This window comes from Streptosporangium becharense (genome assembly GCF_014204985.1).
Taxonomy (GTDB): Bacteria; Actinomycetota; Actinomycetes; order Streptosporangiales; family Streptosporangiaceae; genus Streptosporangium; species Streptosporangium becharense.
The window spans coordinates 5,903,540-5,917,287 of record NZ_JACHMP010000001.1; the positions used below are offsets into that span (position 1 = coordinate 5,903,540).

11 protein-coding genes are annotated in these 13,748 nt (G+C 71.9%); 5 read left to right on the plus strand and 6 right to left on the minus strand.

Annotated elements, in window-relative coordinates; genetic code table 11:
- Positions 1–79: 79 nt before the first annotated feature.
- Positions 80–2,944 carry a vitamin B12-dependent ribonucleotide reductase gene (locus F4562_RS25965; protein WP_184544387.1) on the plus strand — a complete coding sequence of 955 codons (2,865 nt, stop codon included), beginning with the start codon at positions 80–82 and terminating at the stop codon, positions 2,942–2,944.
- 309 nt (positions 2,945–3,253) lie between these two features.
- Positions 3,254–3,652: a VOC family protein gene (locus tag F4562_RS25970; RefSeq protein WP_184544389.1), complete on the plus strand. Its 399-nt coding sequence runs from the start codon at positions 3,254–3,256 to the stop codon at positions 3,650–3,652.
- A gap of 163 nt (positions 3,653–3,815) precedes the next feature.
- Here F4562_RS25970 and F4562_RS25975 read toward each other — a convergent pair whose 3' ends face one another.
- From F4562_RS25975 to sigJ, 4 genes are all read right to left on the minus strand, one after another.
- Complete coding sequence (locus F4562_RS25975; RefSeq protein WP_184544391.1) at positions 3,816–4,502, minus strand: pyridoxamine 5'-phosphate oxidase family protein; 687 nt, start codon at positions 4,500–4,502, stop codon at positions 3,816–3,818.
- A 303-nt stretch (positions 4,503–4,805) separates the two neighbouring features.
- Positions 4,806–4,970 carry a hypothetical protein gene (locus F4562_RS25980; RefSeq protein ID WP_311734128.1) on the minus strand — a complete coding sequence of 55 codons (165 nt, stop codon included), beginning with the start codon at positions 4,968–4,970 and terminating at the stop codon, positions 4,806–4,808.
- A gap of 313 nt (positions 4,971–5,283) precedes the next feature.
- Positions 5,284–5,745: a carboxymuconolactone decarboxylase family protein gene (locus F4562_RS25985; RefSeq protein ID WP_184544394.1), complete on the minus strand. Its 462-nt coding sequence runs from the start codon at positions 5,743–5,745 to the stop codon at positions 5,284–5,286.
- A complete protein-coding gene (gene sigJ / locus F4562_RS25990) occupies positions 5,742–6,626 on the minus strand; it encodes an RNA polymerase sigma factor SigJ (protein ID WP_246473565.1) in 885 nt (294 codons plus the stop codon). The genes F4562_RS25985 and sigJ overlap by 4 nt, the downstream gene beginning before the upstream one ends.
- Positions 6,627–6,677: 51 nt before the next feature.
- Between sigJ and F4562_RS25995 the strand changes: the two genes are divergently transcribed.
- The 3 genes from F4562_RS25995 to F4562_RS26005 are packed head-to-tail and all read left to right on the plus strand — an operon-like array spanning position 6,678 to position 11,989.
- Positions 6,678–10,214: a serine/threonine-protein kinase gene (locus F4562_RS25995; protein ID WP_184544399.1), complete on the plus strand. Its 3,537-nt coding sequence runs from the start codon at positions 6,678–6,680 to the stop codon at positions 10,212–10,214.
- A gap of 37 nt (positions 10,215–10,251) precedes the next feature.
- Positions 10,252–11,757: a serine/threonine protein kinase gene (locus F4562_RS26000; protein ID WP_184544401.1), complete on the plus strand. Its 1,506-nt coding sequence runs from the start codon at positions 10,252–10,254 to the stop codon at positions 11,755–11,757.
- Complete coding sequence (locus F4562_RS26005; protein WP_184544403.1) at positions 11,744–11,989, plus strand: metallothionein; 246 nt, start codon at positions 11,744–11,746, stop codon at positions 11,987–11,989. Before F4562_RS26000 ends, F4562_RS26005 begins: the two co-directional genes overlap by 14 nt.
- A 58-nt stretch (positions 11,990–12,047) precedes the next feature.
- Here the strand turns inward: F4562_RS26005 and F4562_RS26010 are convergent, their stop codons facing one another.
- A complete protein-coding gene (locus tag F4562_RS26010; protein ID WP_184544405.1) occupies positions 12,048–12,659 on the minus strand; it encodes an HD domain-containing protein in 612 nt (203 codons plus the stop codon).
- 285 nt (positions 12,660–12,944) lie between these two features.
- The gene (locus tag F4562_RS26015; RefSeq protein WP_184544406.1) at positions 12,945–13,730 is read right to left on the minus strand and encodes a DoxX family protein; all 786 of its coding nucleotides are present in this window, start codon (positions 13,728–13,730) and stop codon (positions 12,945–12,947) included.
- Between the last annotated feature and the right edge of the window lie 18 nt (positions 13,731–13,748).

Below are 13,748 nucleotides of genomic sequence, written 5' to 3' on the forward strand. Positions count from 1 at the left end.
ACCCCGGGCGCCGGGGGTGAAGCGGCGCGTTGATGTGGTCCGATTCGAGGGTTCTACGGGGCCCCGGGAGGGGGAAGTCATGACGGAGACCGTCAGTGGCGCAGTTTCACGTGGCGGCAAGCGGGTGCGCAAGGGCTTGAAGATGAAGCGCATCTTCACCACGCCGGGTGTGCATCCCTACGACCAGGTGTCATGGGAGCGCCGTGACGTCGTCATGACCAACTGGCGCGACGGTTCGATCAACTTCGAGCAGCGCGGGGTCGAGTTCCCCGAGTCGTGGTCGGTCAACGCCGCCAACATCGTGACGACGAAGTACTTCCGCGGCGCGGTCGGCACCCCACAGCGCGAGTGGAGTCTCAAGCAGCTCGTCGACCGCGTCGTGGGCGTCTACACGCGCACCGCGGTCGAGGAGGGTTACTTCGCGACCGACGAGGACGCCGAGATCTTCGACCACGAGCTCAAGCACGCCCTGGTCAACCAGGTCTTCAGCTTCAACTCGCCGGTCTGGTTCAACGTCGGCACCGCCTCGCCGCAACAGGTCAGCGCCTGCTTCATCCTGTCGGTCGACGACACGATGGAGTCCATCCTCGACTGGTACAAGGAAGAGGGTGTGATCTTCAAGGGGGGGTCGGGTTCCGGCGTCAACCTCTCCCGGATCCGCTCCTCCAAGGAACTGCTCTCCAGCGGTGGCACGGCCAGCGGCCCGGTCTCCTTCATGCGCGGGGCCGACGCCTCGGCGGGCACGATCAAGTCGGGCGGCGCCACCCGTCGCGCCGCCAAGATGGTCGTCCTGGACGTCGACCACCCCGACATCGAGGAGTTCATCGAGACCAAGGCGCGCGAGGAGGACAAGGTCCGCGCTCTCCGTGACGCCGGGTTCGACATGGACCTGGGCGGCAAGGACATCGTCTCCGTCCAGTACCAGAACGCCAACAACTCCGTGCGCGTCTCCGACGAGTTCATGCGCGCAGTGGAGCAGGGCGGAGACTTCGGTCTGCGTGCCCGCCTCACCGGTGAGATCCTCGAGAAGGTCGACGCCAAGGGCCTGTTCCGCAAGATGGCCAAGGCCGCCTGGGAGTGCGCCGACCCCGGCGTCCAGTACGACGACACGATCAACGACTGGCACACCAGCCCGGAGACCGGCCGCATCACCGCCAGCAACCCCTGCTCGGAGTACATGCACCTGGACAACTCCTCGTGCAACCTGGCGAGCATCAACCTGCTGAAGTTCCTCAGGGACGACGACTCCTTCGACGTCGAGAGCTTCGTGAAGATCACAGAGCTGATCATCACCGCGATGGACGTCTCCATCACCTTCGCCGACTTCCCGACCGAGAAGATCGACCAGACCACCCGGGCCTACCGCCAGCTCGGCATCGGCTACGCCAACCTGGGTGCGCTGCTCATGGCCACCGGCCACGCCTACGACTCCGACGGCGGCCGTGCCATCGCCGGCGCCATCACCTCGCTGATGACCGGCGCCTCCTACCGGCGCAGCGCCGAGCTCGCCGCGGTCGTCGGGCCGTACGAGGGGTACGCCCGCAACGCCGAGGCCCACAAGCGGGTCATGCGCAAGCACAGCGACGCCAACGACGTCCTGCCCACCTTCGAGGCGATGGACGAGTCCATCCACCGTGAGGCCACCAAGCAGTGGGCCGAGTGCCTGCGGCTCGGCGAGCGGAACGGCTACCGCAACGCGCAGGCCTCGCTGCTCGCCCCGACCGGCACCATCGGCCTGATGATGGACTGCGACACCACCGGCATCGAGCCCGACCTCGCCCTGGTCAAGTTCAAGAAGCTCGTCGGCGGCGGCTCCATGCAGATCGTCAACCAGACGATCCCGCGTGCCCTGCGCCGCCTCGGGTACCAGGAGGAGCAGGTCGAGGCGATCGTCGAGTACATCGCCGAGCACGGCCACGTCGTCGACGCCCCCGGCCTGCGGGCCGAGCACTACGAGGTGTTCGACTGCGCCATGGGTGAGCGCGCGATCGCACCCATGGGCCACGTCCGCATGATGGCGGCGGTCCAGCCGTTCCTGTCCGGCGCCATCTCCAAGACGGTCAACCTGCCCGAGTCCGCGACGATCGAGGACATCGAGCAGGTCTACCTGGAGGGCTGGAAGCTCGGCCTGAAGGCCCTGGCGGTCTACCGCGACAACTGCAAGGTCGGCCAGCCGCTCTCCGCGGCCGGCAAGAAGACCGAGGAGAAGGCCGGGGAGCAGGTCGCGGAGCAGGCGGTCTCCGCCGAGCCCGCGATCCAGGTCGTGGAGATCAGCCGCCCGACCCGCCGTCGCATGCCCAACCAGCGCCCCAGCACCACCACCCGCTTCACCGTGGGCGGCGCGAAGGGTTACATGACCGCCTCGTCCTACCCCGACGACGGCCTGGGCGAGGTGTTCCTGAAGATGTCCAAGCAGGGCTCCACGCTCGCGGGCGTCATGGACGCCTTCTCGGTGGCCATCTCCATCGGCCTGCAGTACGGCGTGCCGCTGGAGACCTACGTCGGCAAGTTCGTCAACATGCGCTTCGACCCGGCCGGCATGACCGACGACCCGGACATCCGCATGGCCGCCTCGGTGATGGACTACATCTTCCGCCGCCTGGCCCTGGACCACCTGCCGTATGAGGAGCGCGCGGCCCTCGGCATCTTCTCCGCCTCCGAGCGTGCCGCCCAGCAGCGCGGCGAGGACCCTGCCCCGGCCAACACCGACGAGGTCATCGCCGAGCTCGCCACCTCGGCGCCGATCGAGGAGCAGCCTCAGCCTCAGCCGCAGCCCCGGTCCGCGACCGTCGCCGTGGAGGCGCCGCGGCAGCCCGGCTCTCTGGAGTCCCACCAGGGCCGCACCGCCGACGCGCCGCTCTGCATGACCTGCGGCACCAAGATGCGTCCGGCCGGCAGCTGCTACGTCTGCGAGGGCTGCGGCTCCACCAGCGGCTGCAGCTGAGATGTGCACGATGCCTCATCGGCTGAGATGTCCGGTGGGGCGGAGAGGATCGCATAACGCCTGACGGTTCTCATCAGCGGGGGGTCCGGAGTCGTTCCGGATCCCCCGTGGCCGTTCTCGCGTCGTTTCCGTCAAGGCGGGCGCGAGGGATCGTGCGGAGAGTCTCGGGCGGCGGGTGTCCGTTTCCTACAAGACCGCGGCAGGAGGCGTGACTAGGTTGGGCCGTACGGGCAGGGGGCGCGTTTCACGCCGTCCGCTCCCGTCAACCGTGACATCCCACCGTTCGCGTTCCGATCGGAGATATCTGCCATGAAAGCCCAGCTGGACGTCATCGGCATCGTCGTGGAGGACATGGGCCGCTCGCTGGCCTTCTACCGGCTGCTCGGCCTTGAGGTGCCGCCCGAGGCCGACGGCCGGCCGCACGTCGAGGCCACCCTGCCCGGCGGGCTCCGGATCGCCTGGGACACGGTCGAGACGATCCGCTCGTTCCACCCCGACTGGGAGCCCGGCAGCGGGCAGGGCGTCTCGCTGGCGTTCCGGTTCGACACCCCCGCCGAGGTGGACGAGGCGTACCGGGAGCTGGTCTCCCTGGGGTACGAAGGGGTCAGGGAACCGTGGGACGCGTTCTGGGGGCAGCGGTACGCTCTGGTCCACGACCCGGACGGCAACGGCGTCGACCTGTTCGCACCGGGCGACCCGACCGGGTGAACCGTCCGCACGGTTCGATCGGATGAACCGTCCGTACGGCCTGGCCGGGTGAACCGCCCGCACGGTTCGACCGGGTGAGTCATCCGTACGGCCCGGCGGGATCGCCTGCCGCCCGGATCCCGCGGAGCCCGCGAGCGCCGGGATCGGGGCCCGCACCGTCGTGTCAGGTGAGCGGTGTGCCCGCGCGTCCGGCGATGTGGCCGGGGAGCGCGGTCCCCTCCGGCAGCAGCGGGTCGGGCACCGGGGGAAGCCAGGTGGTGGCCAGCGGCAGCACGCCGGCCCACAGTCCCAGCTCGGCGTCGGGCCCGTCGCCGTCGTCGGGCGGGCCCGAACTCACCTTGACCGACGCCTCGGCCAGGGGGATCGCGAGGACGGTCGTCGCCGCCAACTCCTTGCGGCTGGGCCGTCTGGCGTAGTCCCACTGGCCGGGGGCCGCCTGCTCGGTCAGGATCCGCAGCCCTTCCAGCTTCTCCTCGCCCTCCAGTCTCCGGGGCTCGCTATAGATCATGGCGGAGCGGTAGTTGACCCCGTGCTCGAACACCGACCTGGCCAGCACCAGGCCGTCCACATGGGTGACCGTCACGCAGACCGTCCCCATCTCCGCGGTCGGTCGCCGTCCGGTGGGTCCGCCGCCGGTCATGCTCCTGCTGGCCACTGAGCCGTGCACGTAGAGATGGTCGACGTCGAAGCCGTACACCGTGGGAACCACCATGGGCACGCCGTCGACGACCACGCCCAGGTGGCAGACGAATCCGGCGCGCAGCACCTCGTGGAGGGCGGCCCGGTCGGTGCGGCCCTTCTCGGAGAAGCGCCGGTGCCGGGTGCGCTCCGTTGAGGACAGATCGGTCATGGGTCGGCATTCAATCAGGTGCGGGCCTCGCGGTGACGAACCGGCCGACACGGAAGCCGGGCGGCGACCCCGCCGCAGCCGGTGTGCGGCCCCGCCGCACTTGGTGTGCGGCCCCGCCGCACTTGGTGTGCGGCCCCGCCGCACTTGGTGTGCGGCCCCGCCGCGGTCGGCGTGCCGGCCTGCGGCGATCCGTGCGCGGTCCCGTAGCGGCCGACGTGCGGTCCCGCGGCGGTCCGGCCGGCCGGGGATGTACCGGCCGGGAAATGCGGAAAGACCCGCGAGGCGGGTCTTTCCGGAAGATCGTCAGGCGGCGGACGTGGGCCCGCCCGGACGTGGGAACCGCACGACGTTCCGCCCGGCGTAGGCGCGCAGGTCGACGACCTTCGCCTCGCCGCCCCCCCTGTTCCGCCCGTGACGCGCCGCGGAACGGATGTCCCTGGTCTTGAGCCGCGCGACATACGGTGGCACAACCACAAGTCTCTTCATTGAGCCCCCCGGCGTGATGGTTCCGTTATATGAAATATCTACAGATCCACCCATAAAGCTGGTGTAAAGAGACGATCAATAGGGAAGTCGGCGGCCCGCCGGTGTCCGCAGATCCACCTCGGTCGGCCGGGCCGGACGGCGCGGGCTCGTATGGCTGATCCTGATACGTCGCATTTCCTGCCCCCTTTTCCTTGGGCCCACTGTGCGCCACATCACTTGACAGCCGGTTGTCGGAGGCTTGCAGGGCCGACCGGCCGGATCTCCGCGCCGGTCAACCCCACGCCGACCGTCCGGGTCAGCCCTCCCGGCGGAGGGACCCCGGCACGATGCGGGTGGTGACCGCTATCCGGTTCCACGCGTTGATCGTCGCGATCGCGACCACCAGCGCGGCCAGCGTCTCCGGCTCGTAGTGCGCCGCGGCCTCGTCCCAGACGTGGTCGGGTACGGTCTCCCCGCGGTCGGCGAGTCGGGTGGCCTCCTCGGCCAGGGCCAGCGCCGCCCGCTCCGCGTCGGTGAAGAACGGCGTCTCGCGCCAGACCGCCACCGCGAACAGCCGCTCGTCGCTCTCCCCGGCCTGCTTCAGGTCGTGGCTGTGCATGTCCACGCAGAAGGCGCAGCCGTTGATCTGGCTGACCCGAAGCTTCACCAGCTCCTTCGTGATGTGCGGCAGCCCACTGCCGGCCAGGAACTTCTCCAGTCCCAGCATCGCCCGGTACGCCTCGGGGGCGAGCTGGGCGACGTTGATGCGTTCCTTCATCGGACACTCCTCAGTTTCTCCGGGTTCATCACGATGTCGATCTCGGTGATCCGGCCGTCCGAGACGGTCAGTCCGTAGACGCCGCCTACCTCGCCGTTCCACGACCACAGCAGGCCGGCCAGGCCGTTGACCGTGACCGGGGCCAGCCGCCTGCCCGCGCCGTACCGCTCGGCCACCCCGACCAGGAAGCGGGCCACCCGCGCCGCGCCGTGGATGGGCCGGCGTGCCGCCCGCACCACGCCGCCGCCGTCGCTGCGCAGCACCACCTCCGGGTCGAGCAGCGCGAGCAGGGCGTCGATGTCCCGGCCCTGGCTGGCCCTGGCGAACGCCTCGACCACCCGGCGGTGTTCGGCGGCGTCCACCTCGAACCGCGGCGCCCGCGCCGCGACGTGCCTGCGGGCACGGGCGGCGAGCTGGCGGCAGGCCGCGGGGGTGCGGCCCACCGCCCGCGCCACCTCCCCGAACGACAGGCCGAACACGTCGTGCAGCACGAACGAGGTGCGCTCGGCGGGGCTCAGCGACTCCAGGACGACCAGCATCGCCAGGCTCATCGACTCATCCAGGGTCACCCGGTCGGCCGGGTCGCCGTCGGTCACCACCGGCTCCGGCAGCCACGGGCCGACGTACTCCTCACGACGCACGCGCGCCGAACGCAGTACGTCCAGCGCCAGCCTGGATACTGTGACCACCAGCCAGCCCGTGACGTCCTCGATCGCCGAACGGTCCGCCCGGCCCAGCCGGAACCAGGCATCCTGGACGACGTCCTCGGCCTCGTCCAGGCTGCCCAGCAGGCCGTAGGCCACGCCCACCAGCCGGGGCCGGATGGTGCCGAACTCGGCTGCGAGATCTTCATCGCTGTTCACGTAAGGAGGACGAGACATGCCCCGAGTGTGTGACATCCCGCGAACCGCGCCGTCGAACGGAGTGCGGGGTTGAGCACGGGGCTGATCGACGGGGATCCGCAGCGGCTGGGCGGTTACTGGCTGTCCGGCCGTCTGGGGGCGGGCGGTCAGGGCGTGGTCTACGAGGCGTACGACGCCGAGGGACGGCGGGTCGCGGTGAAGGTGCTGCACGGCGACGCGGCCGGCGACCCCGGACTGCGCGAACGGTTCGGCCGTGAGGCCGCCGCCGCCCGCCGTGTCGCCTCCTTCTGCATCGCGGGCGTGCTGGACGCCGACCTGGACGGGCCCCGGCCGTACATCGTCTCCGAGTACGTGGCGGGCCCCAGCCTGCGCGGGGCCGTCGAGCAGGGGCGTCGTTTCACCGGGGGCGACCTGCACCGTCTGGCGACCGCGATCGCCACCGCGCTGACCGCCGTCCACGAGGCCGGGGTCATCCACCGCGACCTCAAACCCGACAACGTGCTCCTGGGGCCGGACGGCCCGCGCGTGATCGACTTCGGTATCGCCCGGACCGAGGACATGTCGCTGACCGCGACGGGCATGGTGGCCGGCACCCCCACCTACATGGCCCCGGAGATCTTCATGGGCCGGCGGGCCACCTCGGCCGTCGACGTCTTCGCCTGGGGCGGGATCGTGGTCTTCGCCGCCACCGGCTCCGATCCGTTCCGGGCGGAGAGCCTGGGCGGGATCATGCACCGGGTGCTGTCCGTCGAACCGCAGCTGGACATGCTGCCCGAGCTGCTGCGGCCGCTCGTCGCCGCCTCGCTCGCCAAGGACCCCGAGGCCAGGCCCACCGCGAGAGATCTGCTGCTCGCCCTGGTCAGCGCTGATGGCGGCGCCGACGTCCCCCGGCTGCTGGCGGCCGGAAGCGACGCCGGGTCCCGGATCCGCGCCGCCTCCGCGGATCCCGAACTCGGCACCCTCGCCGAGGACGCCTACGCCGCGCTCGGCCCGGACGAGCGCGAGATCGCCCCCGAGGTCTTCCTGCGGCTGGTCACGGTGACCGACGACGACCAGCTGATCATGCGGCGGGCACAATGGGCCGAGTTTCTCGACGGCCGCCGGGACGAGGAGGCCGACGCCGTCCGGCGCCTGCTCCAGGTCTTCGCGTACCTGGTCGTCCACGACGACCAGGAGATCTGGCTGTCGCGGCCCGCACTGCCGCAGGCGTGGCCGCGGCTGCGCGCGTGGGTGCGGGCCAACCGGGACGGCCTGGCCGTCCACCGGTCCATCATGACCGCCGCGCGGCGCTGGCATGTGCAGGGGCGCAGGGACGGGGACCTGTTGCAGGGCGGCAGCCTGGAGCGTGCCATGCGGTGGGCGGCGACCGGCCGCCGCAACATCACGCTCAGTCCGGTCGAGCGCGACTTCCTGGAGGCGGGCGCCGCCCTCACCCGGCGCCGCACCCGCCGGGGCCGGCTGCTCTCCGCCACGCTGGCCGTGTCGCTGGTGGCCGCGCTGGCCGCCGGGGCGCTCGCGGTGCAGCAGAGCAGGGTCGCCGAGGCGCGCAACGCCACCATCGCCTCCCAGCGGGACCAGGCGACGGCGGCCCGGCTCGCCGCGACCGCCGACTCGCTGCGGACCGCCGAGCCGGTCCGGGCCATGCTGCTCAGTGTCGCCGCCTGGCGGCTGGCCCCGGTGACCGAGGCCAGAGCGGGTCTGACCGGGTCGCTGACCCAGCGGGAGACGGCGGCCTTCCACGATCCGGCCACCGGGATACAGACCCTCAGGGCACTCAGCCGTGACGGGCACACGTTCGTCAGTGTGAGCGAGGGCCAGGCGCGCGTCTGGGACATGCGGACCGGCGGACGCGTCGGCGTCTTCGGCGGCCTCGGCGGCAACCTGCGCTCGATCGCGCTGAGCCCGGGCGGCAGGCTCCTCGCGGTGGTCGACGGCACGGAGCTGAAGGTATGGGACGTGCCGACGGGCAAGCCCACCGGGCGTACCCTCACCGTGCACCTGAGCAACGCGCTGGGGGACAGCGAGGTGGCCTTCGGCCAGTCGGAGGAGTGGCTCATGGTCACCCACGGGCAGGGGCTCACCGTCTGGAACCTCGTCACCGGCAGGACCCAGAGCTCGATCGCCGGAGGCGCCGACTACGACGTCTCGGCCGACGGGCGCGGTCTCGCCTTCGGCGGCCTGGACGGGGATCCGGTCGCCTACACCCTGCAGGACGCACGCAAGGTCCCGTTGGGCGCCCACTGTGGCTGCGCGCTGCGCGTCGCCTACAGCCCGGACGGCAGGACCGTCGCGGTCCTGCGCGGGAAGAAGCTGGAGCTGCGCGACGCCGCCACCGGGGCGGACCTCGGCCGCACCTTCGAGGAGGGCGCCGCCGACGATCTCGTCTTCAGCTCCGACGGGCGCTTCCTGGCCGGGGTGACCGACACGGCCATCCGGGTCTGGCGGGTCCGGGACGGCCGGATCCTCCTCACCCAGAGGATCGACGCGATCACGCCCGTCGTGGCCTTCGACCTGGACGCGCGCGTGCTGCGCTACCTGACCGAAGACTCGGTGACGACCCTCGACATCGCCACGCTGATCACACCGGTCACCCTGAAGGGGGCCGGCACCCGCTGGGCGCAGCTCAGCCCCGACGGGCGTCTGCTGGCCTCGCGGGACGACGGGGCGGACGAGGTCGTGCTCCGGGACGTGCGGCGGCGCACCCGTCTGGGCTCCCTGAACACCGGCCCCGGCGGCGCCGAATACTACTTCGACGTGGCCTTCAGCGCCGACGGCCGCCGGCTGGCGGTCAACAGCGGCGGCGACAGCTCCCGGCTGACCGTGTGGGACACCTCCACCTTCAAGCGGGTCGCCGCCGTCGCCACCCGCCGCGAGGGCAAGGTGCTCGCCGCGGCGATCAGCCCCGACGGCACCGCGGTGGCCTCCTACATCTCCTACTACGAGGCCGACATCGAACCCGCCGGGGAGATCCGCGTCTGGGACGTGCCCGGCGGCCGGCTGCGCTGGTCACGACCCCAGGACTCCGTCAATGCGCTGGCCTTCAGCCCGGACGGCAGGTCCGTCGCGGTCGCGGGGGGAGAGCACCGGATGCTGGACGCCTCGACCGGGGAACCGTTCGGCGACGTCTACGGCTCGCCCAGCGGCAGCATCCCGACCGTCGCGATCGCCTTCGGCGAGGGCGGCGCCCGCTTCGTCACCGCCGACCAGGTCGGGCGGATGTCCGTCTTCGCGACGGGCGGCAGGGGCCGGGTGGGCACCCTCATCCGGAGCGGCGCCACCAGCGAGCGCGGCCTGGCCTACTCGCCCCGCGGCGACGTGATCGCCGCGGCGGTGGGCGACCGGTCGGTGGCCCTGTGGGACATCGCGACCGGGCAGCGCCTGGGGCCGCCGATCGCGACCCATATGGGGGACTTCCGGTCCCTGGCCTTCAGCGCCGACGGATCCCGGCTGGTCGTCGTCGACGCGGCCGGCACCCTGACGGAGTACCCGGTGCAGCCGGAGGACGTCGCCCGTGCGGTCTGCGGGCGGGCGGGCCGTACCCTGTCCCGCCAGGAGTGGCGCACCTACCTGAACGATCTGCCATATCGCAACGTTTGTCCTGCTTAGCGGCAACCTAATGTCCGAAACCCGCATCCAACATCGCATGAGAGTGGTGGAGGGACCGATCGAAGGCGATCCATGGCGGTTGGGGGCGTACCGGATCGCCGGGCGTCTGGGGACGGCCCGGCGGGGAGTGGTGTACGAGGCGTACGACGCGGCCGGGCGGCGGGTGGTGCTGAAGGCGCTGTACGGCGACCCGGACCGCACCCCGGCGCGGGTGACGCTCTCCGGTGATCCGGCGCTGCGCGAGCGTTGCCGCCGGGAGATCGCCGCGGCCCGCGGTGTCCCGCGCGCCTGCACGGCGGCTGTGCTCGACGCCGAGCTCGACGGGCCCAGACCGTACGTCGTCAGCGAGTACGTCCCGGGGCCGACCCTGCGCCGGGCCGGCCGCGTCTTCGGCGGCGACGACCTGTACCGCCTGGCCACCGCCGTGGCGACCGCGCTGGCCGCGATCCACAGCACGGGCGTCGTCCACCGCGACCTCAACCCGGACACCGTGCTGCTCGGTCCCGAGGGGCCCCGGGTGACCGGGTTCGGGATCGCGTCCGCTCTGGTGGCGGTGCCGACGTCCCCGCGCTTCAGAACCTGGACCGCGGCCTACACGGCACCCGAGCAGTTCACCGGCGGACCGGGGGACGCCGCGGCCGACGTGTTCGCCTGGGGGGCGATCATGCTCTACGCCGCGACGGGCACCGACCCGTTCGAGGCGCCCAGCATGGGCGCCGTCATGCAGCGCGTCCTGTGCACCGACCCCGACCTCGGTCCGCTTCCCGGCCCGTTGCGCTCCCTGGCCTCCGCCGCGCTGTCCAAGGACCCGGACGACCGGCCCACCGCCCGCGACCTGCTGAACATCTTGCTGGAAGGGGAGACCGCGCCTGCCGTGCCTGCCGCGCTTGCTGTGCCCTCCCTGCCCGATCCGTCCGATAAGTCCGTCCTGCCAGCCCTGTTCGCCAGGGGTGGCGACGTGGCGGCGGGACTGCGCACGTCGTACGACGACCCCGGGCTGGGGGCGATCGCCGAGAACGCCTACGCGGCGCTCGACCCGGCCGGACGCGAGCTCGCATCGAAGGTGTTCCTCCGGCTCGTCACCCTGTCCGCCGACGGCGAGCCCGCCCTCCGATGGGCACCGGTGCCGGAGGAGGAGATCGTCGAGGCGTTCGGACAGTTGATCGTCCGGCGGGGGAGTGAGGCGTGCCTGGTCCATCCGGCGCTTCCGTACGCCTGGCCGAGGCTGGGCCGATGGATGCAGGAGAGCCGGCACCCCCGCACGGCTGCCGGGATCCCCGCCCCGCCCGGCCCGTCCCCGTCGTGCTGGCCGTCCTCGTGGTGCTGGCCCTGCTCGCCTCCGTGCTCACCCTGGCGGGCTTCCGCTGACCGGACTCGTCTTGGAAACGGCGAGCCCTCCATGCGCCGGGGGGAGGCCATGAGAGACTGCTGGAGGGACGAAGTCGTCCTTTTCAGGGTCAAAGTAGTTGATATCCCCCCAGGCGGGCCGGGGACCGGTCCGCCGTCACCGACGTCCTTCGGGGGAGAACATGGCTCAGTGTGAGGTCTGCGGCAACGACTACGACATGAGCTTCGAGGTGCACGCCCAGGGGAAGGTGCACGTCTTCGACAGCTTCGAGTGCGCCATCCAGCGGATGGCGCCGATCTGCGAGCACTGCCAGGTCCGGATCGTCGGGCACGGGGTCCAGGCGGGTCGGCGCTGGTTCTGCTGCGCGCACTGCGCCCGCCAGGAGGGGGCCGCCGCGATCGTGGACCGCGTCGAAGCGGGGGTGTGAGGCGACCGGCCCGTGCCGGGCTCGGCCGGGAGCCCCCGGCGGCCCGGCCGGTTCCCCGTCAGCTCTCCCGGCCGCCGTTGAGGACGCGGGTCACCCACTCCAGCGACCCCGTGTTGAGCGCCTCGTCCGCCAGACGTTTCGCGGAGGGGGTCCTGAGAGCGGCCAGGGAACTGTCGATCCACGGCTGGACGTTCTGGTGTCCCTGCTCGCGATACTCGACCGCCTGGAGCAGGCACTCCAGCTTGTCGGCGTCGCGCGCGCACACGGCTTCGAGGGTGGTCTTCTCCTCATACTCGCCGACCGCGCCGGTCACCATCTCCGCCACACGTTCGGGCAGGTCACGCACCTGCTCGGCGGTGACCTCCTCGTTCGGCGCGGCCTTCAGGTAGAGCTTGCCGAGGTAGGGGATGTCGGTGATCCGCGTCTCCTGGGTGTCGTGGAACAGGCTCATGAACGCCGCCCGTTCGGGGTTGCCGCCCTCCAGGGCCGCGATCACGCTCGCGATGACCGCCGTCCGGAAGGAGTGGTCGGCGATGCTCTCCGGATCCCGGACTCCGGCGACCAGCCAGCCCGTGCGTCTGTACCGCTTGAGCAGGCCGATCTCATACAGCAGATCCGTCAACCCGGCCAGTTCCTCCGCCACGGAAGCCCCCCATCCTCGGTTGATCATGCGCAGAGCGTAGACGACGACCTCCCGCCGGGGCCGCGGCGACACGGTGGTCCCGTCCGGCCCGGGCGGCGGCCTCACCGGGCCACCGCCGGCCTGCGCGCCATGCCGGGCCCGTGCCCGGCCGGAGCCGGGCGGCCCGGTCCGTTCTCCCTACCCGACCGGACCGGAAAAGAAACGATCAGGCTGCCCGGGCCCCGGCCGCGCACCGCCGTCGCGCTGGAAAGCGGCGTCGCCGGGGCCCGGATGTGGCGTCCCCTTTCGGGGCGCCGGTACCGGCGGGGGCGGTCAGCCTTCGGGGGAGCCGTCCTTCTTTCCCGCCACGAGGATGTCGTCGGTCGTACCGGGGGCGGGGGCAGGGTCGCGACGGGGAGGGGTCCCGGTCCGGGGGACGGCGGGGAACTCCGCGGTGTCGACGGTGCTCTCCGGATTTCCTCTGGCCCCCGGGTCTTCCCCGGTGCTTGGGCTTCGCGGGGTTTCCGCGCGACCCGCAGCCGGCGGGCTCACCGGTGAAGGCGCCGGGCCGGGCCGGGCGGGCCCGTCCGCGCCGTAGGGTCTCCTCCCGGTGGAGGCCGAGGTGGAGGCCGCGGAGGTCTCCGGCTCGCGGAGCGAGGCGATGACGTCGTCGGCCTCGGTCTCGGCGGCGAAGTCCTCGGCGGCCTCGGCCTCGCGTCGCTTGATCACCACCAGGTGGTCGACCGACAGGCGGCCCGCCCCGCCGACCGCGAGCAGCACGGAGGCCGCGCCGAGCGCCACGATCAGCTTGACGTCGCCCCCGGTCAGCGGCAGGCCCGTCCCGCCGCTGGCCACGACGAACACGGCGAGGGCCTCGGCGAACAGCAGCAGCCCGCACACGGCGACGGCGAGGCCGGCCACCATCAGCACCCCGCCGAGCAACTCCGTCAACATCGTGACGGCGGCCCACACACCCGGGGCGGGGGCCTCCAGCGTGGCGAACTGCCCGGCGGTGGCGGTCAGGCCCGCCTCGAGCTTGTGCCAGCCGTTGGCGAAGAAGATCCCGCCGACGCCCAGCCGGGCGGCGAGGGAGGCGAGATCATGGAGGGTTCGTCGCACGACTCCTCATCCTGGTCG

Excerpts from the sequence above, each read along its gene's own strand:
- F4562_RS26005 (WP_184544403.1), top strand. The coding sequence starts at position 11,744 with ATGGCTCAGTGTGAGGTCTGCGGCAACGACTACGACATGAGCTTCGAG.
- F4562_RS25965 (WP_184544387.1), top strand. The coding sequence starts at position 80 with ATGACGGAGACCGTCAGTGGCGCAGTTTCACGTGGCGGCAAGCGGGTG.
- sigJ (WP_246473565.1), bottom strand. The coding sequence starts at position 6,626 with ATGTCTCGTCCTCCTTACGTGAACAGCGATGAAGATCTCGCAGCCGAG.
- F4562_RS26010 (WP_184544405.1), bottom strand. The coding sequence starts at position 12,659 with ATGATCAACCGAGGATGGGGGGCTTCCGTGGCGGAGGAACTGGCCGGG.
- F4562_RS25975 (WP_184544391.1), bottom strand. The coding sequence starts at position 4,502 with ATGACCGATCTGTCCTCAACGGAGCGCACCCGGCACCGGCGCTTCTCC.
- F4562_RS26000 (WP_184544401.1), top strand. The coding sequence starts at position 10,252 with ATGAGAGTGGTGGAGGGACCGATCGAAGGCGATCCATGGCGGTTGGGG.
- F4562_RS25985 (WP_184544394.1), bottom strand. The coding sequence starts at position 5,745 with ATGAAGGAACGCATCAACGTCGCCCAGCTCGCCCCCGAGGCGTACCGG.
- F4562_RS25970 (WP_184544389.1), top strand. The coding sequence starts at position 3,254 with ATGAAAGCCCAGCTGGACGTCATCGGCATCGTCGTGGAGGACATGGGC.